General features: G+C 54.1%; 22 protein-coding genes and 1 other RNA gene. 9 read left to right on the top strand and 14 right to left on the bottom strand.

Annotated elements, in window-relative coordinates; genetic code table 11:
- The first annotated feature begins 21 nt into the window (after positions 1-21).
- Positions 22-1455, top strand: coding sequence for a 6-phospho-beta-glucosidase BglA (gene bglA / locus AC07NP_RS13010; protein ID WP_494660719.1), 1434 nt, complete (start codon positions 22-24; stop codon positions 1453-1455).
- A gap of 74 nt (positions 1456-1529) precedes the next feature.
- Here bglA and AC07NP_RS13005 read toward each other — a convergent pair whose 3' ends face one another.
- The 8 genes from AC07NP_RS13005 to AC07NP_RS12970 all read right to left on the bottom strand — a co-directional run bounded on the left by AC07NP_RS13005 (position 1530) and on the right by AC07NP_RS12970 (position 11733).
- The gene (locus tag AC07NP_RS13005) at positions 1530-2273 is read right to left on the bottom strand and encodes an SDR family oxidoreductase (RefSeq protein ID WP_203360062.1); all 744 of its coding nucleotides are present in this window, start codon (positions 2271-2273) and stop codon (positions 1530-1532) included.
- Between the two features lie 60 nt (positions 2274-2333).
- Positions 2334-5207 (bottom strand): aminomethyl-transferring glycine dehydrogenase, encoded by a 2874-nt coding sequence (gene gcvP / locus AC07NP_RS13000; protein ID WP_494660718.1) that lies wholly within the window; start codon positions 5205-5207, stop codon positions 2334-2336.
- 127 nt (positions 5208-5334) lie between these two features.
- Positions 5335-5724 (bottom strand): glycine cleavage system protein GcvH, encoded by a 390-nt coding sequence (gene gcvH, locus AC07NP_RS12995; RefSeq protein ID WP_162380169.1) that lies wholly within the window; start codon positions 5722-5724, stop codon positions 5335-5337.
- 25 nt (positions 5725-5749) lie between these two features.
- Entirely contained in the window at positions 5750-6844 is a 1095-nt protein-coding gene (gene gcvT / locus AC07NP_RS12990) for a glycine cleavage system aminomethyltransferase GcvT (RefSeq protein ID WP_192613412.1), read from the bottom strand.
- A 449-nt stretch (positions 6845-7293) separates the two neighbouring features.
- Positions 7294-8496 carry an FAD-dependent 2-octaprenylphenol hydroxylase gene (gene ubiI / locus AC07NP_RS12985; protein ID WP_203360060.1) on the bottom strand — a complete coding sequence of 401 codons (1203 nt, stop codon included), beginning with the start codon at positions 8494-8496 and terminating at the stop codon, positions 7294-7296.
- Positions 8497-8628: 132 nt separating this feature from the next.
- A complete protein-coding gene (ubiH, locus tag AC07NP_RS12980) occupies positions 8629-9807 on the bottom strand; it encodes a 2-octaprenyl-6-methoxyphenyl hydroxylase (protein WP_494660717.1) in 1179 nt (392 codons plus the stop codon).
- Positions 9804-11129, bottom strand: a complete 1326-nt coding sequence (gene pepP, locus AC07NP_RS12975) for a Xaa-Pro aminopeptidase (protein WP_494660716.1) — start codon at positions 11127-11129, stop codon at positions 9804-9806. Before pepP ends, ubiH begins: the two co-directional genes overlap by 4 nt.
- Positions 11130-11154: 25 nt before the next feature.
- A complete protein-coding gene (locus AC07NP_RS12970) occupies positions 11155-11733 on the bottom strand; it encodes a YecA/YgfB family protein (RefSeq protein WP_203360057.1) in 579 nt (192 codons plus the stop codon).
- A gap of 166 nt (positions 11734-11899) precedes the next feature.
- Between AC07NP_RS12970 and zapA the strand changes: the two genes are divergently transcribed.
- The 3 genes from zapA to AC07NP_RS12955 all read left to right on the top strand — a co-directional run bounded on the left by zapA (position 11900) and on the right by AC07NP_RS12955 (position 13088).
- A complete protein-coding gene (gene zapA / locus AC07NP_RS12965) occupies positions 11900-12229 on the top strand; it encodes a cell division protein ZapA (protein ID WP_162380175.1) in 330 nt (109 codons plus the stop codon).
- A 41-nt stretch (positions 12230-12270) separates the two neighbouring features.
- Positions 12271-12454, top strand: a non-coding RNA gene (gene ssrS, locus AC07NP_RS12960) — 6S RNA.
- A 19-nt stretch (positions 12455-12473) separates the two neighbouring features.
- Entirely contained in the window at positions 12474-13088 is a 615-nt protein-coding gene (locus tag AC07NP_RS12955; RefSeq protein ID WP_203360056.1) for a 5-formyltetrahydrofolate cyclo-ligase, read from the top strand.
- Between the two features lie 430 nt (positions 13089-13518).
- On the opposite strand, the gene serA is transcribed toward AC07NP_RS12955, so the two are convergent.
- A complete protein-coding gene (gene serA, locus AC07NP_RS12950; protein WP_203360055.1) occupies positions 13519-14751 on the bottom strand; it encodes a phosphoglycerate dehydrogenase in 1233 nt (410 codons plus the stop codon).
- 267 nt (positions 14752-15018) lie between these two features.
- Positions 15019-15678, bottom strand: a complete 660-nt coding sequence (rpiA, locus tag AC07NP_RS12945) for a ribose-5-phosphate isomerase RpiA (protein WP_203360054.1) — start codon at positions 15676-15678, stop codon at positions 15019-15021.
- A gap of 158 nt (positions 15679-15836) precedes the next feature.
- Here rpiA and argP point away from each other — a divergent pair, with 158 nt between their 5' ends.
- From argP to scpC, 5 genes are all read left to right on the top strand, one after another.
- Positions 15837-16730, top strand: a complete 894-nt coding sequence (gene argP, locus AC07NP_RS12940) for a DNA-binding transcriptional regulator ArgP (protein ID WP_203360053.1) — start codon at positions 15837-15839, stop codon at positions 16728-16730.
- A 194-nt stretch (positions 16731-16924) separates the two neighbouring features.
- Positions 16925-19069 carry a methylmalonyl-CoA mutase gene (gene scpA / locus AC07NP_RS12935; RefSeq protein ID WP_494660715.1) on the top strand — a complete coding sequence of 715 codons (2145 nt, stop codon included), beginning with the start codon at positions 16925-16927 and terminating at the stop codon, positions 19067-19069.
- Complete coding sequence (gene meaB / locus AC07NP_RS12930) at positions 19062-20057, top strand: methylmalonyl Co-A mutase-associated GTPase MeaB (protein ID WP_494660714.1); 996 nt, start codon at positions 19062-19064, stop codon at positions 20055-20057. Before scpA ends, meaB begins: the two co-directional genes overlap by 8 nt.
- A 10-nt stretch (positions 20058-20067) precedes the next feature.
- Positions 20068-20853: a methylmalonyl-CoA decarboxylase gene (gene scpB, locus AC07NP_RS12925; RefSeq protein WP_203360050.1), complete on the top strand. Its 786-nt coding sequence runs from the start codon at positions 20068-20070 to the stop codon at positions 20851-20853.
- A gap of 24 nt (positions 20854-20877) precedes the next feature.
- Complete coding sequence (gene scpC, locus AC07NP_RS12920) at positions 20878-22344, top strand: succinyl-CoA:acetate CoA-transferase ScpC (protein ID WP_494660713.1); 1467 nt, start codon at positions 20878-20880, stop codon at positions 22342-22344.
- Here the strand turns inward: scpC and srsR are convergent.
- From srsR to AC07NP_RS12900, 4 genes are all read right to left on the bottom strand, one after another.
- Positions 22341-23237: a LysR family transcriptional regulator SrsR gene (srsR, locus tag AC07NP_RS12915; RefSeq protein WP_494660712.1), complete on the bottom strand. Its 897-nt coding sequence runs from the start codon at positions 23235-23237 to the stop codon at positions 22341-22343. The genes scpC and srsR overlap by 4 nt on opposite strands.
- 151 nt (positions 23238-23388) lie before the next feature.
- Positions 23389-24135: an oxidative stress defense protein gene (locus tag AC07NP_RS12910; RefSeq protein WP_192613425.1), complete on the bottom strand. Its 747-nt coding sequence runs from the start codon at positions 24133-24135 to the stop codon at positions 23389-23391.
- Positions 24136-24228: 93 nt separating this feature from the next.
- On the bottom strand, positions 24229-24864 hold the full coding sequence (gene argO / locus AC07NP_RS12905; RefSeq protein WP_494660745.1) for an arginine exporter ArgO: 636 nt from the start codon (positions 24862-24864) through the stop codon (positions 24229-24231).
- Positions 24865-25072: 208 nt separating this feature from the next.
- A complete protein-coding gene (locus tag AC07NP_RS12900; RefSeq protein WP_276293957.1) occupies positions 25073-25933 on the bottom strand; it encodes a small-conductance mechanosensitive channel MscS in 861 nt (286 codons plus the stop codon).
- Positions 25934-25954: the final 21 nt, after the last annotated feature.

Raw genomic sequence — 25954 nt, 5'->3', positions numbered from 1 at the left:
TTAATTTGAGATTGAGCCCAGATGAAAAAACTCACCTTACCGAAAGATTTCTTATGGGGCGGCGCAGTCGCTGCCCACCAGGTTGAAGGCGGCTGGAACAAAGGCGGCAAAGGACCGAGCATTTGTGACGTACTGACCGGCGGCGCACACGGCGTTCCACGTGAAATCACCCAGCAAGTGGTGCCGGGAAAATACTATCCCAACCACGAAGCGGTCGATTTCTATGGGCACTACAAAGAAGATATTAAGCTCTTCGCTGAAATGGGCTTTAAATGCTTCCGAACCTCGATCGCCTGGACCCGTATCTTTCCACAAGGTGACGAAACCCAGCCGAATGAAGAAGGGCTGAAGTTCTACGACGATATGTTCGATGAATTACTCAAATACAATATCGAACCCGTTATCACCCTCTCCCACTTCGAAATGCCGTTGCATCTGGTACAGCAGTACGGGGGCTGGACTCACCGTAAGGTGGTGGATTTCTTTGTGCGTTTCGCTGAAGTGGTGTTTGAACGCTACCAGCACAAAGTCAAATACTGGATGACCTTCAACGAGATAAACAATCAGCGGAACTGGCGCGCGCCGCTGTTTGGCTACTGCTGTTCCGGCGTGGTCTACACCGAGCATGAAAACCCGGAAGAGACCCTGTATCAGGTACTGCACCACCAGTTTGTCGCCAGCGCCCTGGCAGTGAAAGCGGCACGCCGTATTAATCCTGAAATGAAAGTCGGCTGCATGCTGGCGATGGTGCCGCTTTATCCCTTCTCCTGCAAACCCGAAGATGTCATGTTCACCCAGGAATCCATGCGTGAGCGCTATGTCTTTACCGACGTTCAGCTTCGCGGTTACTACCCCTCTTATGTGTTAAACGAATGGGAACGCCGTGGTTTTAACATCAAAATGGAAGAGGGAGATGACGCGGTTCTGCGTGAAGGTACCTGTGATTATCTTGGTTTCAGCTATTACATGACCAACGCCGTGAAGGCCGAAGGCGGCGGTGGCGATGCGATTTCCGGCTTCGAAGGCAGTGTCCCAAATCCACACGTGAAAGCCTCAGACTGGGGATGGCAAATTGACCCGACGGGTCTGCGTTACGCGCTTTGCGAACTGTATGAACGCTATCAGAAACCATTGTTTATCGTGGAAAACGGGTTTGGTGCCTACGACAAAGTGGAACAAGACGGCAGCATCAACGATGACTACCGTATTGACTATCTGCGTGCCCACGTCGAAGAGATGATGAAAGCTGTAACGCATGATGGCGTGGATCTGATGGGCTACACACCGTGGGGCTGCATCGACTGCGTATCTTTCACCACCGGACAGTACAGCAAGCGCTACGGTTTTATCTATGTGAACAAGCATGACGATGGCACTGGCGATATGTCACGCTCACGTAAGAAGAGCTTCAACTGGTATAAAGAGGTGATTGCCAGCAACGGCGAGACGCGCTAATTTTTTTGCCGCCTTATCCAGCCTACACATCCAGTTGTAGGTCGGGTAAGGCGTAGCCACCACCCGACAAAAAACTATTTTCCACCCGCCAGCTCAAGAAAACTGCCCGTCACATACGACGCTTTCTCACTCAAAAGCCAGACAATCGCCTGAGCAACCTCTTTCGGTTGCCCGCCACGCTGCATGGGTAACGTAGACTTAACGCGATCAACCCTGCCTGGCTCACCGCCGGAAGCATGCATGTCGGTATAGATAAGGCCTGGGCGCACGCAGTTCACGCGGATTCCCTGCGCCGCCACCTCCAGCGCCAGCCCGGTAGTGAGCGTATCTACCGCCCCTTTCGACGCCGCGTAATCGACATACTCGAAAGGTGCGCCAAGCCTTGCTGCCGCCGAAGAGACATTCACAATCGCCCCGCCCTTGCCGCCATGTTTAAGCGACATCCGCTTCACGGCCTCCCGGCAACAGAGGAAATAACCGGTCACGTTAGTGGCCAGCACGCGATTAATCCGTTCGGCGGTCAGGTTTTCTACCGTGCTTTGTTCAAATAAAATCCCGGCGTTATTCACCAGCGCAGTCAACGGTTCGCCGGTACGATCGAGAGATTCAAACATCGCCATCACCTGGCTTTCATCGCTAATGTCAGCACGCAGGGCGAATGCCTTACCGCCCGCAGCGACAATCGTGTTGACCACTTCCGTTGCCGCGCGAATATTGTGATGAAAGTTGACTGCGACGGTGTACCCCTCTGTCGCCAGTTGCAATGCGGTTGCTCGCCCGATCCCGCGACTGCCTCCCGTTACAAGTGCGATTGCCATCCCCTTCCCCCCAAAAATAAAGGCGCCGAAGCGCCTTTAAAAGATAGTTGAAGCGAAAAATTACTGATATTCGCTCATCGGTACGCAAGAGCAGAACAGATTACGGTCGCCGTAAACATCGTCGAGACGTTTTACTGTCGGCCAGTATTTGTTCTCTACGCCTGCAGGGAACACAGCGATTTCACGGGTGTACCCATGATTCCACTCCGCCACCAGCTCATTCTGAGTGTGCGGCGCGTTAACCAGAGGGTTATCTTCCAGTGCCCACTCGCCCGCTTTCACGCGATCAATTTCAGCACGAATCGCCAGCATCGCATTGATAAAGCGATCCAGTTCAACCTTGCTTTCGGATTCCGTCGGTTCCACCATCAGCGTACCCGCAACCGGGAAGGACATGGTCGGCGCATGGAAACCGTAGTCGATCAGGCGTTTGGCGATATCCAGTTCACTGATGCCCGTCTCTTCTTTCAGCGGGCGAATATCGAGAATGCATTCGTGCGCCACGCGGCCATCACGGCCCGTGTACAGCACCGGATAAGCATCCTTCAGACGGCTGGCAATGTAGTTAGCATTGAGAATAGCCACCTGGCTTGCTTTTTTCAGGCCTTCTGCGCCCATCATGCGGATGTACATCCAGCTAATAGGCAGAATAGATGCGCTACCGAACGGAGCTGCAGAAACCGCGCCCTGACGGGTCAGCATGCCTTCGATTTGCACCACGCTATGACCTGGCACAAACGGCGCCAGATGCGATTTCACCCCGATAGGACCCATACCAGGGCCGCCACCGCCGTGCGGAATGCAGAAGGTTTTATGCAGGTTGAGGTGCGATACATCTGCGCCGATAAAGCCAGGCGTGGTGATACCGACCTGTGCGTTCATGTTTGCGCCATCAAGGTAAACCTGGCCGCCAAACTGATGAACGATTTCGCACACTTCACGGATCGTCTCTTCATACACGCCGTGGGTGGACGGGTACGTCACCATGATGCAGGAGAGGCTGTCGCCGTGCTGTTCCGCTTTCTCACGCAGATCCGCCAGATCGATGTTGCCCTGTTTGTCACACGCGACAACGACGACCTGCATCCCCGCCATTTGCGCGGACGCCGGGTTAGTACCGTGGGCAGACGCCGGGATCAGGCAGATATCACGATGCCCTTCGTTGCGGCTCTCGTGGTAATGACGAATCGCCAGCAGACCCGCATATTCGCCCTGCGCACCTGAGTTTGGCTGCATGCACACGGCGTCGTAACCGGTCAGTTTAACCAGCCACTCAGAAAGCTGGCTGATCATCTGATGATACCCTTCCGCCTGATCCGCCGGGCAGAAAGGATGCAGTTCAGCAAATTCCGGCCAGGTAATAGGGATCATCTCGGCAGCCGCGTTCAGCTTCATGGTGCAGGAGCCCAGCGGGATCATCGCCTGATTCAGCGCCAGATCTTTGCGTTCCAGAGAGTGCATGTAACGCATCATCTCGGTTTCGCTGTGATAGCGGTTAAACACCGGATGGGTCAGGATATCATCTTCACGCAACATGCTGTCCTGAATAGAACGGCTGTCATACGCGACGTCTTTGTCCAGCGTGTCGATATTCAGGCCATGATGATCGCCAAGCAGTACGGAGAACAACGCCAGCACGTTTTCACGGGTGGTCGTTTCATCCAGCGTGATGCCTACTGCATTATGGATATCGCTACGCAGGTTGATTTCTGCCGCTTCCGCGCGCGCCAGCACCGCAGCTTTATCAGCCACTTCAACGCACAGCGTGTCAAAGTAGTGCGCATGACGCAGCTTCATCCCTTTCTGTTGCAGGCCAGTTGCCAGAATATCGGTCAGGCGATGAATGCGATTTGCAATGCGTTTCAGCCCTACCGGACCATGATAAACCGCATACAGACTGGCGATGTTGGCCAGCAGCACCTGAGAGGTACAGATATTGGAGTTCGCTTTCTCGCGACGAATATGCTGCTCGCGAGTCTGCATCGCCATACGCAGAGCGGTATTGCCCGCCGCATCTTTTGATACGCCGATAATACGGCCTGGCATAGAGCGTTTGAATTCATCTTTCGCGGCAAAGAATGCCGCATGCGGGCCGCCGTAGCCCATCGGCACACCAAAGCGTTGTGCAGAACCGAAAACGATATCTGCGCCTTGTTTGCCTGGCGCGGTCAGCAGAACCAGCGCCATAAAATCGGCGGCGACGCTGACCACAATTTTGCGCGACTTCAGCTCAGTAATCAGCGCGCTGTAGTCGTGTACTTCCCCGGTCGTGCCCACCTGCTGTAACAGCACGCCAAACACATCCTGGTGATCAACCACTTTTGCGGCATCATCAACGATCACATCAAAACCGAAGGTTTCCGCACGGGTGCGAACTACGTCCAGCGTTTGAGGATGTACGTCGGAGGCGACAAAGAAACGGTTAGCGTTTTTCAGCTTGCTCACGCGTTTCGCCATTGCCATCGCTTCAGCCGCCGCAGTCGCTTCGTCAAGCAGAGACGCAGAGGCCATATCCAGGCCGGTCAGATCCAGCGTCACCTGCTGGAAGTTCAGCAGTGATTCCAGACGCCCCTGAGAGACTTCCGGCTGGTATGGCGTATACGCGGTGTACCAACCTGGATTTTCTAACATATTGCGCAGGATAACCGGCGGCAATTGCACGGCGGTGTAGCCCATGCCGATGTAAGACGTGAAGCGCTTATTGCGGCTGGCGATAGCTTTGAGTTCTGCCAGCGCAGCATATTCGGTCGCAGCTTCACCCACCTGCGGCGGGGTCGCAAGCTGAATATCTTTCGGCACAATCTGGCCGATCAGCGCGTTTAACGACTCGGCGCCAACGGCATTCAGCATTTCTTGCTGTTGCTCAGCGTCCGGTCCGATGTGGCGTTCAATGAAAGCGCCGCTGTTTTCAAGCTGGCTTAACGTCTGTGTCATGGGCGATGGTTCCTGAAACGTGCAGTGAATCGTGATTGTCTCTAACTCAATTGCCCGGTGACGCTAACGCTTACCGGGCCTACGGTGACCTGTAGGCCGGATAAACGCAGTGCCATCCGGCACAACATTACTCGTCTTCTAACAGGGCTTCGTATGCAGTGGCATCCAGCAGCGCGTCGATTTCGCTCGCGTCGTTGGCTTTGATTTTGAAAATCCAGCCACCCGCATACGGTTCGCTGTTGATAAGCTCCGGAGAGTCGCTGAGCGCGTCGTTAACGGCCACGATCTCGCCCCCCACCGGTGCATAAATATCAGAGGCGGCTTTGACGGACTCAGCGACCGCGCAATCATCGCCTGCGCTAACGGTGCTGCCGACGTCTGGCAGATCGACAAACACCATGTCGCCCAACAGTTCCTGAGCGTGCTCGGTAATGCCCACGGTGTAAGTACCGTCCGCTTCTTTACGCAGCCATTCGTGTTCTTTGCTGTATTTCAGTTCTGCAGGTACGTTGCTCATCAATCAATCTCCAAAAAAGGATGAATCACGCGACGGCTTTGCCGTTACGCACAAAAACAGGTTTCGTTACTTTTACCGGCATCTCGCGGTTACGGATTTGCACAATCGCCGTTTCACCAATGCCTGCTGGCACACGCGCCAGCGCAATGCTGTAGCCCAGCGTCGGAGAGAACGTGCCGCTGGTGATAATGCCTTCCTGCGTGTTGCCCTGTGCATCGATAAAACGAACCGGCAACTCATTACGCAACACGCCTTTTTCCGTCATGATCAGACCGACCAACTGCTCGTGCCCTTTTTCACGCTGCGTTTCCAGCGCTTCGCGACCGATGAAATCACGGTCAGTCGGTTCCCAGGCAATGGTCCAGCCCATGTTGGCGGCTAATGGAGAAATGCTTTCGTCCATCTCCTGGCTGTACAGGTTCATGCCAGCTTCCAGACGCAACGTATCACGCGCACCCAGACCACACGGTTTCACGCCAGCTTCCACCAGCGCACGCCAGAAATCTGCCGCCTTTTCATTTGGCATGGCGATTTCATAGCCCGCTTCACCGGTATAACCGGTTGTCGCAATGAAGAGATCGCCCGCCTGGACACCAAAGAACGGTTTCATCCCGTCGACTGCGCGACGCTGTTCTTCGGTAAACAACGCGGCGGCTTTAGCCTGCCCGTTTGGTCCCTGTACGGCGATCAACGACAGATCGTCACGGACGGTAATGTCGATGGCATAAGGTTCAGCGTGTTGGGAAATCCAGGAGAGGTCTTTTTCGCGGGTGGCGGAGTTAACAACGAGGCGGAAGAAATCTTCAGTGAAGTAGTAGACGATAAGGTCATCTATCACGCCGCCCGAGGCATTAAGCATACCGGAGTAGAGGGCTTTCCCGCTCTTCGTTAGCTTTGCCACGTCATTTGCCAGCAGATAACGCAAAAACTCCCGGGTGCGGCTGCCTCGCAGATCGACAATCGTCATATGCGAAACATCAAACATACCGGCATCGGTGCGCACAGCATGATGCTCATCGAGCTGGGAACCGTAATGCAGCGGCATCATCCAGCCATGAAAATCGACCATTCGTGCGCCACATAACGTGTGTTGTTCGTACAAAGGAGTCTGTTGAGCCATCTTTTCCTCGTTGAATAAGCAGGGCTTGCAACCATTTCGTGATGAAATTTACGCCACGAAACCCGTCATCGAAGCCACGTCATGGCCTCAACGCAAACGTTCTCTTTTCCATTGAACTTACCACCGAAACTGACGCTTAACCATAAGGTAAAATTAACTATCACATTAGCTTATGCCAAAAAATGGCAAAGCAGACCACAGAACAAAAAACCAAAAATATAATTAACACGCCTATAACACACAAATCACAGGCGAAAAAAACCGACTGAATCGATATTAAATTCTAAAAAAATGTCAAAAATCGAGACTAGAGAAAATAGTGATATAAAAAAATCTAATGCGAAAAACAGCGTGGAATTAGATTATTTCAAATGAGGTAAGTCCCCCGGCGCGAAGGCCGGGAGAAGAAAGTGTGACGGGTCTCAAACTCTTAGAAGCGGGGGGATTTGTTAACGAAGCCACTCAGGTAAATCATTCAACCCCATTGCCTGACGGATAAGTTGCGGTTTTACACCAGGGAGGGTATCGGCCAGTTTCAGACCAATATCGCGCAGCAATTTCTTCGCCGGATTCTCCCCAGCAAACAGCTCGCGAAAACCTTGCATACCTGCCAGCATCATGGCGGCACTGTGCTTACGGCTGCGCTCGTAACGACGCAAATACAGATACTGACCGATATCTTTGCCCTGACGCTGCAAACGCTTCAGTTCATCGATAAGTTCCGCAGCATCCATAAAGCCGAGGTTAACCCCCTGCCCCGCCAGCGGATGGATGGTATGGGCGGCATCGCCGACCAGTGCCAGACGATGGGCGGCAAACTGGCGCGCATAGCGCCCCGTCAGCGGGAATACCTGGCGTTCGCTTTCCACGCGACACAACCCCAACCGGTTATCAAACGCAATATTCAATGCCCGGTTGAATTCCTCTTCGCTCGCATGTTGCATCCGCTCAGCCTCTTGTGGCGAAAGCGACCAGACAATAGAGCAGAGATGCGGGTCGACGAGGGGCAAAAACGCGAGAATACCTTCGCCATGAAACGCCTGGCGTGCAACGGCATCATGCGCCTCTTCGGTACGAATGGTTGCGACCAGCGCATGATGGCGATAGTCCCAGAAGGTCAGCGGAATATCTGCTTTGCTGCGCAGCCAGGAGTTCGCGCCGTCCGCTCCAACCACCAGGCGAGCGGTTAACATCGTGCCGTCTTTCAGGGTCAGAAACGTTTCATTTTCCCCCCAGGCCACCTGCTGCAGTTCTGCGGGGGCCATCAGAGTAACATCCGAGGATTGCTGCGCTTTTTGCCACAGAGCATAGTGGATCACCGTATTTTCAACGATATGCCCAAGATGGCTGTAGCCCATACTTTTATCATCGAACGCAATGCGTCCAAAGCTGTCTTTGTCCCAGACTTCCATGCCGTGATAGCAGCTGGCCCGACGGGCAACAATATCTGACCACACGCCGAGACGCGTGAGCAATTTTTCGCTGGCAGCATTAATGGCCGACACGCGAAGCGCCGGTGGAGCATCATTTTCCAGTGGCTGAGGGACATGCTGTTCCAGCACGGCGACCCGTAAACCGCTACCCTGTAAGCCGCAGGCGACGGCCAGACCTACCATGCCTCCACCCACAATAGCTACATCAACACTTTGCACTGTTTGCTCCTCGAAAATGGGACTCTCAAAAACCGTAGGCCGGATAAGGCGAAGCCGCCATCCGGCATTGTTAGTTGCCCGATGGCGCTACGCTTATCAGGCCTACTGGGTTCTGCGGCCTACAGGTCATATTTAACGCGCTACCCAACCCAGGGTCCGCTCCGCCAGCACATCGCGTGCCGGTGTCAATAATTCCATTGCCATCAACCCGACATTGCGTCCGACAACCAACGGCGCCCAGTGATTGGCAAACAGATAAACCAGACTGTTCGTCACACCAATTGTTGTTTCACGGTCTGCCTGTCGACGCTGTTGATAACGCGACAGCACGCGATATTCGCCGACGTCTTCGCCTGCTTGCCATGCCTGGGTCAGCGTTTCGGCAAGGCTCATCACATCGCGTAATCCAAGATTAAACCCTTGTCCTGCGATAGGGTGCAGTGTCTGCGCGGCATTTCCCACCAGCACCGTACGATGGGTGACGGCTTTGACCGCCGTCGTCAGCGAAAGAGGATAGGCACTGCGTTTCCCCGCCTGGGTAATACGTCCCAGTCGCCAGCCAAATGCGCTCTGCAATTCACGGCAAAACTGTTCATCAGACCAGGCCATCACCTCATCACGTCGCTCAAGCGGATGGCACCACACCAGTGAGCAACGCTCCCCGGACATTGGCAACATCGCCAGTGGACCATGCTGGGTAAAGCGCTCAAACGCACGACCTTCATGGGGCACAGAGACAGCCACGTTGGCGATCACCGCTAACTGTTCGTATGGCGTTTGCTGCCAGTCCACACCGCAGGCCGTTGCCAGCGCAGAACGCGTGCCATCAGCCGCAACCAGGACGTCGCCGGTAATCACATCACCGTTTTCTAGCGTGACATTGACCTGCTCCTGCGTGCGCGAGACCGTGGCGACGCGATCAGGGCAATGCAACGTCACGCCCGGCGCTTTGCGCAACAGTCCGAACAAGCGCTGACCGACATCGTGCAACTCAACGACCTGTCCTAACGCCGCAATACGATAATCCTGCGCATCCAGAGTCACAAACCCGGCATGCCCGCGATCGCTAACGTGAACGGTATTGATGGCCGTTGCGCAATCGGCGATCGCCTGCCAGATACCCATCCGCGCCAGTTGCTGACAGGTGCCTGCCGCCAGGGCGATCGCCCGGGCGTCGAAACCCGGGTGATCCTGGGCTTCAGGCGCCGTCGCTTCAATCAGATGCACCGGCAACTTGCCATGACTCAATTGAGAGATTGCCAGCGCCAGCGTCGCCCCAGCCATCCCGCCGCCTACGATAATCACGCTCATTGTTGGCGCGCCGCAGCCATTAAGGCTTCGATGTCGTCGGCTTTTTTCACTACGCTGGCGGTCAGGTTTTCGTTACCGGTTTGTGTGATGACGATGTCGTCTTCAATTCGGATACCAATACCGCGATACGCTTCCGGTACGTCAGCATCCGGTGCGATGTAGAGACCTGGCTCCACGGTCAGAACCATACCCGGCTCAAGCAGACGGGAGCGATCCTTACCATAGGTGCCGACATCATGCACATCCAGCCCCAGCCAGTGGCTCAGGCCATGCATAAAGAAAGGTCGATGGGCGTTATCGGCGATCAGTTGATCGATTTCGCCCTTCAGGATGCCCAGTTTCACCAGGCCAGTTACCATAATGCGCACCACCTCGCCGGTCACTTCCTGAATGGAGGTGCCCGGGCGGTACAGGCGCAAACTGGTTTCCAGCGACGCCAGCACAATGTCGTAGATCTCGCGCTGGGCGGAGGTGAACTTGCCGTTGACCGGGAAGGTTCGTGTGATATCCCCGGCATACCCTTTGTATTCGCATCCGGCGTCAATCAACACCAGCGAGCCATCGCGCATTTCACTTTCATTCTCGGTGTAATGCAGGATGCAGCCATTTGCGCCACTGCCAACAATGGTGTTATAGGAAGGATAACGCGCGCCGTGACGCGTAAATTCGTGATGAATCTCCCCTTCCAGTTGATACTCAAACATGCCCGGACGGCATTTCTCCATCGCCCGTGTATGCGCCAGCGCGCTGATCTCTCCGGCACGTCGCATTACGGCGATCTCTTCCGCTGATTTAAACAGGCGCATCTCATGCACCATCGGGCGCCAGTCGGTGAGCGTCGCAGGTGCTTTCAGATTCTGACGTGCCCCTTTGCGCAGCTTATCCAGCGCAGTGAAGACAATCTCATCCGCCCAGGCATATTCGCCTTGCGCGTGATACACCACATCCAGGCCATTAAGCAGTTGGAAGAGTTGCTGGTTGATTTCGCTGAACGCCAGCGCACGATCCACGCCCAGCTTTTCTGGCGCGGCATCTTGCCCAAGACGACGGCCAAACCAGATCTCCGCAGTCAGGTCGCGAACCCGGTTAAACAAAACGCTGTGGTTATGAGTGTCATCGCTTTTAATCAGCACCAACACAGCTTCCGGTTCATTAAAACCGGTGAAATACCAGAAGTCGCTGCTTTGGCGATACGGATACTCGCTGTCCGCGCTACGCGTCGCTTCTGGCGCGGCGAAAATCAGCGCCGCGCTGCCAGGCGGCATTTGCGCCAGCAGTGCCTGGCGACGACGCAGGTATTCTTGCAGGGATAGTTCGCTCATAACACTCTCCTTGGCGTTTTCGTTCTTAGTGCAGGGTCGGTTTGCGCACTTCCGGCGCAGTTGGCTGCTGACGCGTAAAGGTGTCGTGACACAGCAGCGCCGCAACACGCACATATTCGATGATCTCTTCGAGCGACATCTCCAGCTCTTCCTGATCTTCGTCTTCGTCATAACCCAACTGCGCAATGTTGCGCAGGTCGTCAATCGCTTCGCCGGTTTCACCCGTCACTTTGTCGAGCTTAGGCTGTGTGACGCCAAGGCCGAGCAAAAAGTGGTTGACCCAACCTGCCAGTGCATCGGCGCGATCGAACACGCTGACGTCGTCTCCTTCAGGCAGAAAAAGCTGAAAAAGAAAGCCGTCATCTTCCAGCGCATCGCTGGTCGCGGCGTGCATTTTACGCAATGCTTGCGCCAGTTCATGACCAAAGGCCAGACCTTCGTTTGTCAGGTCATGAAGCAGCGGCTGCCAGGAGCTGTCGTTGTTGCCGCCACAAATCATCCCGCTTATCAAACCGTGCATTTCGGCTGGGGTCAGTCCTGCCCCTTGTTGGTTCAAAAACTGGTTCATTTCGGTGTAACCAGGCATTTCGTTCTGTATAGACATAAGCATTCGTCATCAAAGGGAGGATATTCATGATATGCTACCACTTTGGACCCTGGTGAACCAGAAAAGGGCTTGTATCTTCATACCAGGGTAGCTATAGTGTCGCCCCTTCGCGGACCCAGGGTCCGGAGACGAAGGCAGCGCAGTCAATCAGCAGGAAGGTGGCATGTCTGCACAACCCGTCGATATCCAAATATTTGGCCGTTCACTGCGAGTGAATTGCCCGCCTGAACAAAAGGATGCGTTGAATCAGGCAGCGGACGATCTTAATCAGCGGTTGCAAGATCTAAAAGTTCGCACTAGAGTCACAAATACTGAGCAGCTGGTTTTCATTGCCGCATTGAACATCAGCTATGAATTAGCTCAGGAAAAAGCGAAGACGCGTGACTACGCGGCGAGCATGGAACAACGTATTCGGATGCTGCAGCAGACCATCGAACAGGCGTTGCTTGATCAGGGTCGCATAACCGAAAAAACGGGCCAAAACTTTGAATAACACTTTTCGGTTTACTATGGTAGAGTGACCGTGAAGACAAAATTTCTCTGAGATGTTTGCAAGCGGGCCAGTCCCCTGAGCCGATATTTCATACCACAAGAATGTGGCGCTCCACGGTTGGTGAGCATGCTCGGTCCGTCCGAGAAGCCTTAAAACTGTGACGACGCATTCACCTTGAACCAAGGGTTCAAGGGTTACAGCCTGCGGCGGCATCTCGGAGATTCCCTTCTACCTACCAACAGCTATGACACAACTTCCCGAACTCTCTTTATCCCGACAAGAAATCCGCCAGCTAATACGCCAACGTAGACGGGCACTGACCCCTCAGCAGCAAACCCATTTCGGCCAGCATGCAGCGAACAGAATGCTTGCTTACCCACCGATAGTAATGGCGCACACTGTCGCGTTATTTCTCTCATTCGATGGCGAACTCGACACTCAACCGCTGATCGAACAACTCTGGCGAGCAGGTAAACGTGTTTATCTCCCGGTCCTGCACCCGTTTAGTCCCGGCAATTTATTGTTTCTGCACTATCACCCCCAAAGCGAACTGGTCACCAATCGCCTGAAGATTCAGGAGCCGAAACTGGATGTGCGCGACGTATTGCCGCTTGCGCAACTGGATGTGTTGGTAACGCCGTTAGTGGCGTTTGACGAAGAGGGGCAGCGTCTGGGTATGGGTGGCGGATTTTATGACCGGACATTGCAGAACTGGCGGCAACACGGGATCCAACCGGTGGGCTATGCCCATGACTGTCAGTTAGTCGAAAAACTGCCGGTTGAAGAGTGGGATATTCCCTTACCGGCTGTAGTAACACCGTCGAAAGTGTGGGAATGGCCGCCGTTTTCTTCCCATTGACACCGCTTTTTTTTTGACCTAAATTCCTCGGTAAAGGGTGAGGGAGGCGAACCTCCCTCCTGCTTCCTCTCTGTTAATATGCTGGGTAGGCTATGATTAACAGGATTAGCAGCATGATGACGTATCTCATCATCGTCCCTTTCCTTTTTTAAGCCCCTGCTACGGTAGGGGCTTTTCCGTTTCAGCCCTATGCTGAAGCCCCATCGTAAATTCCTTTTTTTGATACTCAACGCGCCACAACGCCTTTTATCACCGATTGCGGCAACGCTCGTAAACAGGATGTATATGTTGCAAGAGGACTCAACTGCGGCTGGAAACGACTCAGGGATGTTCATCCGAACCGGGAGACGTCTTTGCCTGGCCGGGACTACGGTGTGGATGTCTACACGAAATAAGGCCCGGTAGCGTAGCGCCACCGGGCAGGACAAAATTAGTACAACAAACGCGCGCGAATGGTGCCCGGGAGCGCCTTCATCGCCAGCAACGCTTTCTCCGCCACATCTTCATCGGCTTCAATATCAATGACCACATAACCCACCTGCGCAGAGGTTTGCAGATATTGCGCCGCAATGTTGACGCCCTGCTCAGCAAAAATCTGGTTAAGCGCAGTTAATACGCCTGGACGGTTTTCGTGAATGTGCATCAGACGGCGGCCGCCGTGCAACGGTAGCGACACTTCCGGGAAGTTAACCGCAGAAAGCGTGGAGCCGTTATCAGAATATTTCGTCAGTTTACCGGCAACTTCAAGACCGATATTTTCCTGTGCTTCCTGGGTTGAGCCACCAATGTGCGGGGTCAGGATCACGTTATCGAACTCACACAGCGGCGAGGTGAAAGGATCGCTGTTGGTTGCCGGCTCCGTCGGGAAGACGTCGATCGCGGCACCCGCCAGATGTTTGGTTGCCAGCGCATCGCACAGTGCCGGAATATCCACGACCGTGCCACGAGCGGCGTTGATCAGCAGTGCACCCGGTTTCATCAACGCGATCTCTTTCGCACCCATCATGTTTTTGGTCGAGGCGTTTTCCGGTACGTGCAGGCTCACGACATCGCTCATGTTCAGCAGATCGGAGAGGTGCTGAACCTGAGTCGCATTACCCAGCGGTAATTTGTTTTCAATGTCATAGAAGTAGACATGCATCCCCAGCGACTCCGCCAGAATACCCAACTGAGTACCGATATGACCGTAACCAATGATGCCCAGTTTTTTGCCACGCGCTTCAAAAGAGCCTGATGCCAGTTTGTTCCAGACGCCACGGTGCGCTTTGGCATTTGCCTCCGGTACGCCGCGAAGCAGCAGAAGTAGCTCACCAATCACCAGTTCCGCGACAGAACGGGTATTTGAGAATGGCGCGTTAAACACGGGGATCCCGCGTTTTGACGCCGCGCTCAGATCAACCTGGTTGGTGCCGATGCAGAAACAGCCAATCGCCACCAGTTTCTCTGCCGCTTCAATCACCTCTTCTGTCAGATGAGTACGGGATCGCAGACCAATGAAGTGGGCATCACGGATCGATTCTTTCAGTTGCTCGGCATCCAGAGCGCCTTTATGGAATTCGATGTTGGTATAACCTGCCGCGCGAAGGCTTTCCAGTGCACGTTGGTGCACGCCTTCAACCAGCAGAAATTTAATTTTGTCTTTCTCCAGCGATACCTTTGCCATTTCCCCGACCCTGTCTTTTTATCAATCTGATGTTGTGTGTGTGGATTTGCATCCGCCTTCAACATATCAAAAAAAACTATCGCGGCAATATGAACGTTTGCGTCGCCATTCTGAGGACATATCATTCGGCAGGAAATAACAGAGGAAAATGCTGGGAAGTGCCGGGAGTTTAGCGAGATCGGCAGGGCAACATTCTAAACGTGATACATGTCACCAAATTTGCCCTACCAAAAATTTTTTCACAGGGGAAGCGGTTCCCCTGTCAGATTATTTCACGATGGTTTTCACACCATCAGCGGTGCCAATCAGCGCAACGTCCGCACCACGGTTGGCAAACAGGCCGACAGTCACCACGCCCGGGATCGCGTTGATGGCATTTTCCATCGCGATAGGGTCGATGATTTCCATGCCGTGTACGTCGAGGATCACGTTCCCGTTATCCGTCACCACGCCCTGACGATATTCCGGACGGCCGCCAAGTTTCACTAACTGGCGTGCAACGGCGCTACGCGCCATCGGGATCACTTCTACCGGCAGTGGGAAACGCCCCAGAATATCCACCTCTTTGGAGGCATCCGCGATACAAATGAATTTCTTCGCCACCGAGGCAATAATCTTCTCACGGGTTAACGCCGCACCACCGCCTTTGATCATCTGCATGTGGCCGTTGATTTCATCCGCGCCGTCAACGTAGACACCCAGGCTGTCCACTTCGTTAAGATCAAAAACGTGAATGCCAAGGCTTTTGAGTTTTTCAGTGGACGCATCCGAACTGGACACTGCGCCTTCAATCTGGCCTTTCATTGTACCCAGCGCATCAATAAAGTGCGCGGCGGTTGAGCCTGTCCCTACTCCTACAATGGTTCCGGGTTGTACATACTGAAGTGCCGCCCATCCTACTGCTTTTTTCAGTTCATCCTGCGTCATGGTCGTTTCGCCTGTGGTGTGAAATTTCAGGCGCATTATAGAACATTGACGAGAAAAATGTCCCCAACCCCATTTGCAGACGGTGGAATTCGTCTGTACCCAACTAAAATTTGTGTCATAGTGCAGAACCCCCCAAATTTTAGGAGTACGTCATAGCAATGAAACGTCCGGACTACAGAACACTACAAGCACTGGATGCGGTGATACGTGAACGAGGATTTGAGCGCGCAGCACAGAAGCTGTGCATCACGCAATCCGCCGTCTCGCAACGCATAAAACAGCTTGAGAATATGTTCGGGCAGCCGCTGCTGGTACGTACCGTTCCGCCACGCCCGACTGAGCAAGGGCAAAAGCTGCTGGCGCTGCTGCGCCAGGTTGAGCTGCTGGAAGACGAGTGGCTGGGAGACGAGCAAACCGGCTCCACGCCGCTGCTGTTGTCGCTGGCGGTTAACGCCGACAGTCTGGCCACCTGGCTGCTGCCTGCGCTGGCCCCCGTGCTGGCTGATTCGCCTATCCGCCTGAACTTGCAGGTGGAAGATGAAACCCGTACGCAAGAACGTCTGCGCCGCGGCGAGGTGGTGGGTGCGGTGAGTATTCAGCATCAGGCGCTGCCAAGCTGTCTGGTCGATAAGCTCGGCGCACTCGACTATCTGTTCGTGGCCTCACGCGCCTTTGCGGCACGTTATTTTCCGAACGGCGTCACCCGCTCGGCGCTGCTGAAAGCGCCCGCCGTGGCGTTTGACCATCTCGATGATATGCACCAGGCCTTCCTGCAACAGAACTTCGACCTACCGCCGGGTAGCGTACCGTGTCACATCGTTAACTCTTCTGAAGCCTTTGTACAGCTGGCTCGCCAGGGCACGACCTGCTGTATGATCCCCCATTTGCAGATTGAGAAAGAGTTAAACAGCGGCGAGCTGATCGACTTAACGCCCGGTCTGTTTCAACGCCGGATGCTTTACTGGCACCGTTTTGCGCCGGAAAGCCGCATGATGCGCAACGTCACTGACGCGCTGCTGGCGTACGGTCATAAAGTGCTGCGTCAGGATTAATGCCCGATTGCCGGATAACATTGAGTTTATCCGGCGCACTTGCAAATAAAAGTCTTTGAAATACATCACAAAATAAATAATTCCAGGCGGCAAAAAACGACGCGTCGTTGGCTGTTTTTTGCTGGCGACAGCGCAGGTTAAAAAGCTCACCGTATTCGCAAGAACCCATTCCATTGCGTAATACGGAGCAACACATGTCACATTTGCAGGACTGGCAACGGCTGGCCAATAAGGAACTCAGCCGTCAGGAAAAAACCGTCGAAGACCTTGTACGCCACACGGCAGAAGGGATCGCCGTCAAACCGTTATATACCCCCGCCGACCTCGACAACCTGGAAGTGATGGATACCCTCCCCGGCCTGCCGCCGTATGTTCGCGGTCCACGCGCCACCATGTACACGGCGCAACCCTGGACCATTCGCCAGTACGCCGGTTTCTCAACCGCCAAAGAGTCCAATGCCTTTTACCGTCGCAACCTCGCTGCGGGGCAAAAAGGATTATCCGTGGCGTTTGATCTCGCCACCCATCGCGGTTACGACTCTGATAATCCACGTGTGGCGGGCGATGTGGGTAAAGCCGGTGTCGCTATTGATACCGTGGAAGACATGAAAGTCCTGTTCGACCAGATCCCACTGGATAAGATGTCCGTCTCCATGACCATGAACGGCGCGGTATTGCCGGTAATGGCGTTCTATATCGTGGCTGCAGAAGAACAGGGCGTCACACCAGAACAACTCACCGGCACGATTCAAAACGATATCCTGAAAGAGTACCTGTGCCGCAACACCTATATTTATCCGCCAAAACCCTCCATGCGCATTATCGCCGACATCATTGCCTGGTGTTCGGGCAATATGCCGCGCTTCAACACCATCAGTATCAGCGGTTATCACATGGGTGAAGCAGGCGCCAACTGTGTACAGCAGGTCGCGTTCACCCTGGCGGACGGTATTGAGTACATCAAAGCGGCGCTCTCCGCCGGACTGAAAATTGATGATTTTGCCCCCCGCTTATCCTTCTTCTTCGGTATCGGCATGGATCTGTTTATGAACGTCGCCATGCTGCGCGCCGCACGCTACCTGTGGAGCGAAGCGGTCAGCAGTTTTGGGGCAACCAACCCGAAATCGCTGGCACTGCGCACCCACTGCCAGACCTCCGGCTGGAGTCTGACCGAACAAGATCCCTATAACAACGTCATCCGCACCACCATTGAAGCGCTTGGCGCTACGCTTGGCGGTACCCAATCTCTCCATACCAACGCCTTCGACGAAGCGCTGGGTCTGCCTGGCGATTTTTCGGCGCGTATCGCCCGCAACACGCAAATCATCATTCAGGAAGAGTCAGAAATTTGTCGCACCGTCGATCCGTTGGCGGGCTCTTACTACGTAGAGTCGCTGACCGATCAGGTCGTCAAGCAGGCGCGAGCGATCATCCAGCAGATCGACGAGGCGGGCGGCATGGCGAAGGCTATCGAAGCCGGACTGCCAAAACGGATGATCGAAGAGGCTTCTGCTCGCGAACAGTCGCTGATCGATCAGGGCAAACGGGTGATCGTCGGTGTGAATAAATACAAGCTGGAGAAAGAAGATGAAACGTCAGTGCTGGAAATTGACAATGTTAAAGTCCGCAATGAGCAAATTGCCTCACTGAAGCACATCCGCGCCACCCGCGACGACGCGGCGGTCAAATCCGCTCTGAGCGCCCTCACCCATGCCGCACAACACAATGAAAACCTGCTTGCCGCCGCAGTGATTGCCGCCCGGGCTCGCGCCACATTGGGTGAAATTTCCGACGCGCTGGAAACGGCGTTCGACCGTTACCTGGTCCCCAGCCAGTGCGTCACCGGCGTGATTGCGCAAAGCTATCATCAATCCAGCAACTCCGCCGCTGAGTTCGACGCCATCCTTGCGCAAACCGAACAGTTTCTCACCGACTATGGCCGCCGCCCACGGATCCTGATCGCCAAAATGGGCCAGGATGGTCACGATCGTGGCGCGAAAGTGATCGCCAGCGCCTATTCCGATCTCGGTTTCGACGTTGATCTCAGCCCGATGTTTTCCACGCCAGAAGAGATCGCCCGTCTGGCGATCGAAAACGACGTGCACGTGGTAGGCGCATCGTCGCTGGCCGCCGGGCATAAAACACTGATCCCAGAACTGGTGACTGCGCTCAAAAACTGGGGGCGCGACGATATCTTAGTCGTGGCAGGCGGCGTGATCCCACCTCAGGATTACGCTTTCCTGCAAGAACGCGGCGTCGCGGCAATTTATGGTCCCGGCACCCCCATGCTGGAAAGCGTACGCGATGTGTTGACCCGCATTGGGCAACAGCATGATTAACGACGCCACACTGACAGAGACTATCCGGCGATTACGGCTGGGCGATCGCGCCACGCTCGCTCAGGCCATGACGCTGATAGAAAGCCGTCATCCGGGGCATCAGGCGCTGAGTACAACACTGCTGGATGCGATCATGCCGTTCACAGGCAATGCCCTGCGTCTGGGCATTACCGGTACGCCAGGTGCGGGAAAAAGCACCTTTCTGGACGCATTCGGCATGTTGCTTATCCGCCACGGCCTGCGGGTAGCAGTTATTGCCGTCGACCCGAGCAGCCCGGTGAGCGGCGGCAGTATTCTCGGTGACAAAACCCGCATGACGGAACTGGCGCGCTCCGATGCCGCGTTTATTCGCCCGGTGCCGTCCAGCGGACATCTGGGCGGAACCAGCCAGCGCGCTCACGAATTGATGCTGCTCTGCGAAGCGGCGGGCTTCGATGTGGTCATTGTCGAAACCGTTGGCGTGGGTCAGTCAGAAATTGAAGTCGCCCGTATGGTGGACTGCTTTGTCTCGCTGCAAATCGCGGGCGGCGGCGACGCTCTGCAAGGGATCAAAAAAGGGATCATGGAGATGGCGGACCTGATCGTCATTAACAAGGATGACGGCGACAATCGCCCCAACGTCGCCATTGCCCGCCATATGTATGACTCTGCGCTGCATATTTTACGCCGCAAGTACGAAGAGTGGCAGCCACAGGTTCTGGCCTGCAGCGCACTTGAAAAACGCGGCATTGAAGAGGTCTGGCAGACCATCGCCGACTTCAGAGCCGCACTCACCGCCAGCGGTCGGCTGGCGCAAGTTCGCCAGCAGCAGTCGGTCGACTGGCTGCAAAAACAGACCGAAGAATCGGCGCTGCGCCTGCTCTTCACCCGTACCGAATTTGATCGTTATTTCCATCAAATGCTGCAGGCGGTCAAAAACAATGACCTGTCACCGCGTACCGGCCTGCGTCACATCAACGAATTTCTTCAGCATCAGTATTTTGAATAAAGGAACTTTTATGTCTTATCAATATGTTAACGTTGTCATTATCCATAAAGTTGCGGTTATTGAGTTTAACTATGCCCGTAAACTCAACGCCCTGAGTAAAGTCTTTATGGACGATTTAATGCAGGCGCTGAGCGACCTGAATCGACCGGACATTCGTTGCATTATTTTGCGCGCCCCCAGCGGGGCAAAAGTCTTCTCGGCGGGCCATGACATTCACGAACTGCCCACCGGGCGGCGCGATCCGCTCTCTTATGACGATCCGCTGCGTCAGATCACCCGCATGATCCAAAAATATCCTAAACCGGTTATTTCCATGGTCGAAGGCAGCGTCTGGGGCGGCGCGTTTGAAATGATCATGAGTTCCGATCTGATTATCGCCGCCAGCACGTCGACCTTCTCGATGACCCCGGTCAATCTCGGCGTGCCGTATAACCTGGTGGGCATTCACAACCTGACGCGTGACGCAGGTTTCCATATCGTCAAAGAGCTGATTTTTACCGCCTCCCCCATTACCGCACAACGGGCGCTGGCTGTCGGCATTCTTAACCATGTGGTCGATGTCGCCGAACTGGAAGATTTCACCCTCCAGATAGCGCACCACATTTCAGAAAAAGCGCCTTTGGCTATTGCCGTCATCAAGGAAGAGCTACGCGTACTGGGTGAAGCGCACACCATGAATTCCGACGAATTTGAGCGTATCCAGGGAATGCGCCGCGCCGTTTACGACAGCGAGGACTATCAGGAAGGGATGAACGCTTTCCTGCAAAAACGGAAACCGAATTTTGTCGGTCATTAATAGCGTCCAACTAAGGAACGCAGGATGAAACGAATGAGCGCCGATGAAGCGGCGGAGTTTATTCAGCACGATGATATGGTTGCCTTCAGCGGCTTTACCCCGGCCGGATCGCCGAAAGCCCTGCCCGCCGCCATTGCCAGACGTGCCAGTGAAAAGCATGACGCACAACAGCCCTTTCAGATCCGTCTGCTGACCGGAGCCTCTATCGGCGCGGCGGCAGACGACGCACTGTCAGAGGCGGACGCTGTCTCTTGGCGAGCGCCCTATCAGACCTCCTCCGGCCTGCGGGAAAAAATCAATCAGGGGCAGGTTAATTTTGTCGATCTGCATCTGAGCGAAGTGGCGCAAATGGTCAATTACGGCTTCTTTGGCGACATTGACGTTGCGGTGATCGAGGCCTCATCGATTGCACCGGATGGCCGGGTCTGGCTTTCCAGCGGGATCGGCAATGCACCAACCTGGCTGCTGCGGGCGAAAAAAGTGATCATAGAACTGAATCACTACCATAGCCCGCGGGTCTCCGAGCTGGCCGATATCGTCATTCCCGGCGCGCCGCCGAGGCGCAATAGCGTACCTATTTTTCATACCATGGATCGCGTAGGCAGCCATTGTGTGCAGATTGATCCCAAAAAGATTGTCGCCCTGGTGGAAACCGAATTACCCGACGCCGGAAACACGACGACAAAAGAAAACCCGACCTGCCAGCAAATTGCCGACAACGTCGTGGCGTTCTTACTCAATGAAATCGTGAACCAGCGCATTCCGCCGGAATTTCTGCCCCTGCAAAGCGGGGTTGGCAATATTAACAATGCAGTCATGGCGAGACTTGGCGAAAATCCGGAGATCCCACCGTTTATGATGTATTCCGAGGTGTTGCAAGACTCGGTGGTGCATCTGCTGGAGACGGGGAAAATTACCGGCGCCAGTGCATCCAGCCTGACCGTTTCGGCTAATTCACTGCAGAAGATTTACGACAATATGGATTTCTTCGCCAGCCGCATCGTGCTCCGGCCACAGGAGATCTCCAATAATCCGGAGATTATTCGCCGTCTGGGGGTAATTGCGCTGAATGTTGGTCTTGAGTTTGATATTTATGGTCACGCCAACTCGACGCATATTGCCGGTGTCAATCTGATGAATGGTATCGGCGGCAGCGGCGATTTTGAACGCAACGCCTATTTGTCTATCTTCATGGCGCCGTCTATTGCGAAAGACGGGAAGATTTCAACGATTGTCCCGATGTGCAGTCACGTTGATCACAGTGAACACAGCGTGAAGGTCATCATTACCGAACAAGGTATTGCTGATTTGCGCGGGTTATCCCCGCTTCAGCGCGCGCGCACGATTATCGACAACTGCGCGCATCCGCTGTACCGGGATTATCTGCACCGCTATCTGGAAAATGCCCCCGGCGGGCATATCCATCACGATCTTCGTCACGCGTTTGATCTCCACCGCAACCTGCAGGAAAGCGGTTCGATGCTCGGTTAGTTCGCGGTACCGTCACGATCTTCGGTAATATGCTGAAGCATCGTGGCGGTATAACGATGGTTCTTCAGGGAATAGAGAAACTCACGCATATACATTGGGCTGTGCGGTGCGTCGAAATACTTGAGTTTTGCCGGATTCACCAGACGCCAGGCAAAATGCGGTATTACCGTCAAAAACTGCCCGCGCTCTACGGCGCTAATCTTCGCCATAAAACTGTAAGGCCGATAGATAATCGTGGGGCTAATCCCACACGGGCGCATATACGCATCCAGCATTGCTTCAAAATTGGCTCTGTTCTGGAAGCGCATTTGTAGCCAGGGTAACTCCTGTAAGAGCTCCTGCGGTTGCCTCTCTTCATAACGCCGGGAGACCAGAAACCCCAGACGCAGCGGCGGTAAGTCTGTCACGGTAAGATTGTCCAACTGCTGGACGCGGGCTGAAACCTGCTGCGGCGAAAGAATAAAATCGAGCTTTCTGTCGAACAAGTTATCGATCACCCCATTTTCACTAAATTCAACGGCCTGCGCGGTCACGCCGTCATACTTGTCGCCGAGGCTTATCAGCTGATCGAAAATAATGGTGGGATAGGTATTGTCGATTCCGATCACAACATTGCGCGAGCGGCGGGCCGAGTGCTGAATGTCGTTATCGATTGCGGATAAACGCTGATAAATCGGAAAAAGTTTTTGATACAGCTCCTGTCCCGCTTTGTTCAGGCTGATGCTGTTATCTTTGCGGGTAAACAGCGTGTAACCAATCTGGTCCTCCAGCGCCGAAATGCTTTTGCCAAAGGGAGAGGCCGTCATATGTATTTTTTCCGCCGCCCTGACAATATTATTGGTTTGCGCCAACAGAATGAAATTACGCATCTTCTTTGAAATAAAGATATCCATAGTCACCTCATAAAATCACCATGGCATATCCTCATTCTGACGAAAAAAAAGACTGGATGCGGCGTCCCACTTTTACAGTTGCTCACAGAATAAATGCGGGAAATAAGGAAAGAATTAAAAAAAACCCGGCAGAGGCGCCGGGTTTTGTCGATTATTGGGCTTTAGGGGGAGTTGCCTGTTGCTGCCCTGCGGCAGGTTCCAGCTGGAATACCACATCGACCTGATCGCCAAACTGGATGGTTGGCTGCTCATAGCTTTCCTCAGCCGATACAGCTGGCGCCGCATCCGCTTTCATCATCCGTACCACCGGGCTGGGCTGATAATTGGAGACGTGGTAGCGCACACTGTAGACCGGTCCCAGCTTGCTGTTAAAACCCGCCGCCAGCTGCTGAGCCTGATGGATTGCATCGTCAATCGCCGCTTTACGCGCCTTGTCTTTATATTCTTCCGGCTGCGCAACACCCAGCGAGACGGAACGGATCTCGTTCAAACCGGCCTTCAGTGCGCCATCCAACAGGGCGTTAAGTTTATCCAGTTGACGCAGAGTCACTTCAACGGTACGCACCGCACGGTAGCCTTTCAGGACACTTTTACCATTCTGATAATCGTAGTCCGGCTGCGTGCGCAGGTTGGCTGAGCTGATATCTTTCTTCGCTATCTGATTTTGCTCAAGGAAGGAAAGATACTGCGCCACACGCTCGTCCGCCTGCTTCTTGGCGGTTGCTGCATCTTTCGCCGCAACATTCACTTCAATCGCCAGAGTAGCGATATCTGGAGTCGCGTCCACACTTGCTGTACCGGAGGTCACAATGTGCGGTCCGGCAGGTAATTCATTTGCCTGTACCGAGATTGCACTGAATCCGACTAATGCCGCCAGGGCCATCATTTTGAACTTCACTGTCGCTCCTCCATGTTTCGTTAATCGCCCTGAAACTCAGGGCGCATGCAGGCAAGCTTAGCGGGTATCTGCATATTGTCTATCAGACCAGGCCTAAATAAAGAGGGCATGAACGTGCGCAACACCTTCTTTTGCCAGTTGAAAAGCGATAAACCACATCACCAGACCCACCAGAATATTGATCGTGCGTTGAGCTTTGGCGGTACGCAATCTCGGCGCCAACCAGGCGGCCAGCAGTGCCAGACCAAAGAACCAAAGAAATGACGCGCTCACCGTACCGAGGGCGAACCAGCGCCGGGGTTCGACCTCCAGTTGTCCACCCAGACTCCCCAGCACCACAAAGGTATCCAGATAAACATGCGGATTCAACCATGTTACCGCAAGCATGGTGGCGATGATTTTCCAGCGCCCCTGTTTCATCACTTCCGCGCTGGCGAGTTCCAGGTTACTGCTCATTGCCGTTTTTAACGCGCCGAAGCCATACCACAGAAGAAAGGCCACACCGCCCCAGGTGACCAGCGCCATCAGCCACGGCGACTGCATTAACAATGCGCTGCCGCCAAAGATCCCCGCACAAATCAGCAGTAAGTCGCTGACAGCGCAAAGTAAGGCAATCATCAGGTGATACTGCCGACGAATCCCCTGATTCATGACAAACGCATTCTGTGGGCCGAGCGGCAGAATCATGGCCGCGCCGAGCACAAGCCCTTGAAAATAATAAGACAACACGTTAGACATCCCGAACTATTCATCTTTAGTGCAGACTATAGCGCGGCAAAATCATTAGCGGAAATTGATAATTTTAATCACAGATTAGAGGAATTAATGCAGCGAGGAGAAAATGCCGGATGGCCGCTAACGCTTTATCCAGCCAACGAAAGACTGGCTTTCCAGGCCTGATGGCGCAGCGCCATCAGGCCATACGCGAACGTAAAAATTACTCTGCCGCGCTCTCTTTCACGCGCTTGAAGTTGACGTCCATTTTCGGCGACGGGAAGCGAATGCCCTGCGCATCAAACTCACGCTTAATGCGTTCCAGTACATCCCAATACACCTCTTGCAGATCGCCGCTGTTGCTCCAGGCACGCACCACGAAATTAATCGATGACGCGCCCAGTTCATTCAGGCGTACCGTCATTTCACGGTCTTTCAGAATACGATCTTCAGACTGAATGATATCGGTCAGGATCTTTTTCACCTGATCAATATCGGAGTCATAAGTCACACTGATAATAAATTCGTTACGGCGAACCGGCTCACGGGAAAAGTTAATAATATTTCCGGCGATGATTTTACCGTTCGGGATCACCACGATTTTACCGTCCAGGGTACGCATGGTGGTGGAGAAAATTTGCACGTTCAGTACCGTTCCCGCGACGCCGCCCAGATCAACATACTCACCAGCACGGAACGGACGGAACATCACCAGCAATACCCCAGCCGCGAGGTTAGACAAAGACCCCTGCAGCGCCAGACCAACGGCTAAACCTGCGGCACCCAGTACAGCAATGACGGAGGCGGTCTGAACCCCAACGCGACCCAGTGCCGCAATCAGCGTAAAGGCGATGATACCGTAACGAACCAGCGCAGAGAGAAAGTCCGCGACCGTCGTATCAATTTGACGCGCAACCATCAGACGGTTCACGGTATTCGACACGATACGCGCCACGATCATCCCGACGATGATGATAGCGATTGCAGCAACGATGTTAACGGCATAACTCAGCAGTAATGCCTGGTTGCGAATCAGCCAGGTGCCTGCACCGTTAATACTGTCGACAACATTGAGATCTTCCATTCACTATTCCTTTTTTGCTTA

It is taken from the genome of Citrobacter sp. GW821-FHT07H02, assembly GCF_059418505.1.
The sequence above is the reverse complement of the archived record's forward strand: the minus strand, read 5'-3'. Positions and strand labels throughout refer to the sequence as shown.

Excerpts from the sequence above, each read along its gene's own strand:
- bglA (WP_494660719.1), top strand. The coding sequence starts at position 22 with ATGAAAAAACTCACCTTACCGAAAGATTTCTTATGGGGCGGCGCAGTC.
- AC07NP_RS13005 (WP_203360062.1), bottom strand. The coding sequence starts at position 2,273 with ATGGCAATCGCACTTGTAACGGGAGGCAGTCGCGGGATCGGGCGAGCA.
- gcvP (WP_494660718.1), bottom strand. The coding sequence starts at position 5,207 with ATGACACAGACGTTAAGCCAGCTTGAAAACAGCGGCGCTTTCATTGAA.
- gcvH (WP_162380169.1), bottom strand. The coding sequence starts at position 5,724 with ATGAGCAACGTACCTGCAGAACTGAAATACAGCAAAGAACACGAATGG.
- gcvT (WP_192613412.1), bottom strand. The coding sequence starts at position 6,844 with ATGGCTCAACAGACTCCTTTGTACGAACAACACACGTTATGTGGCGCA.
- ubiH (WP_494660717.1), bottom strand. The coding sequence starts at position 9,807 with ATGAGCGTGATTATCGTAGGCGGCGGGATGGCTGGGGCGACGCTGGCG.
- pepP (WP_494660716.1), bottom strand. The coding sequence starts at position 11,129 with ATGAGCGAACTATCCCTGCAAGAATACCTGCGTCGTCGCCAGGCACTG.
- AC07NP_RS12970 (WP_203360057.1), bottom strand. The coding sequence starts at position 11,733 with ATGTCTATACAGAACGAAATGCCTGGTTACACCGAAATGAACCAGTTT.
- zapA (WP_162380175.1), top strand. The coding sequence starts at position 11,900 with ATGTCTGCACAACCCGTCGATATCCAAATATTTGGCCGTTCACTGCGA.
- AC07NP_RS12955 (WP_203360056.1), top strand. The coding sequence starts at position 12,474 with ATGACACAACTTCCCGAACTCTCTTTATCCCGACAAGAAATCCGCCAG.
- serA (WP_203360055.1), bottom strand. The coding sequence starts at position 14,751 with ATGGCAAAGGTATCGCTGGAGAAAGACAAAATTAAATTTCTGCTGGTT.
- rpiA (WP_203360054.1), bottom strand. The coding sequence starts at position 15,678 with ATGACGCAGGATGAACTGAAAAAAGCAGTAGGATGGGCGGCACTTCAG.
- argP (WP_203360053.1), top strand. The coding sequence starts at position 15,837 with ATGAAACGTCCGGACTACAGAACACTACAAGCACTGGATGCGGTGATA.
- scpA (WP_494660715.1), top strand. The coding sequence starts at position 16,925 with ATGTCACATTTGCAGGACTGGCAACGGCTGGCCAATAAGGAACTCAGC.
- meaB (WP_494660714.1), top strand. The coding sequence starts at position 19,062 with ATGATTAACGACGCCACACTGACAGAGACTATCCGGCGATTACGGCTG.
- scpB (WP_203360050.1), top strand. The coding sequence starts at position 20,068 with ATGTCTTATCAATATGTTAACGTTGTCATTATCCATAAAGTTGCGGTT.
- scpC (WP_494660713.1), top strand. The coding sequence starts at position 20,878 with ATGAAACGAATGAGCGCCGATGAAGCGGCGGAGTTTATTCAGCACGAT.
- srsR (WP_494660712.1), bottom strand. The coding sequence starts at position 23,237 with ATGGATATCTTTATTTCAAAGAAGATGCGTAATTTCATTCTGTTGGCG.
- AC07NP_RS12900 (WP_276293957.1), bottom strand. The coding sequence starts at position 25,933 with ATGGAAGATCTCAATGTTGTCGACAGTATTAACGGTGCAGGCACCTGG.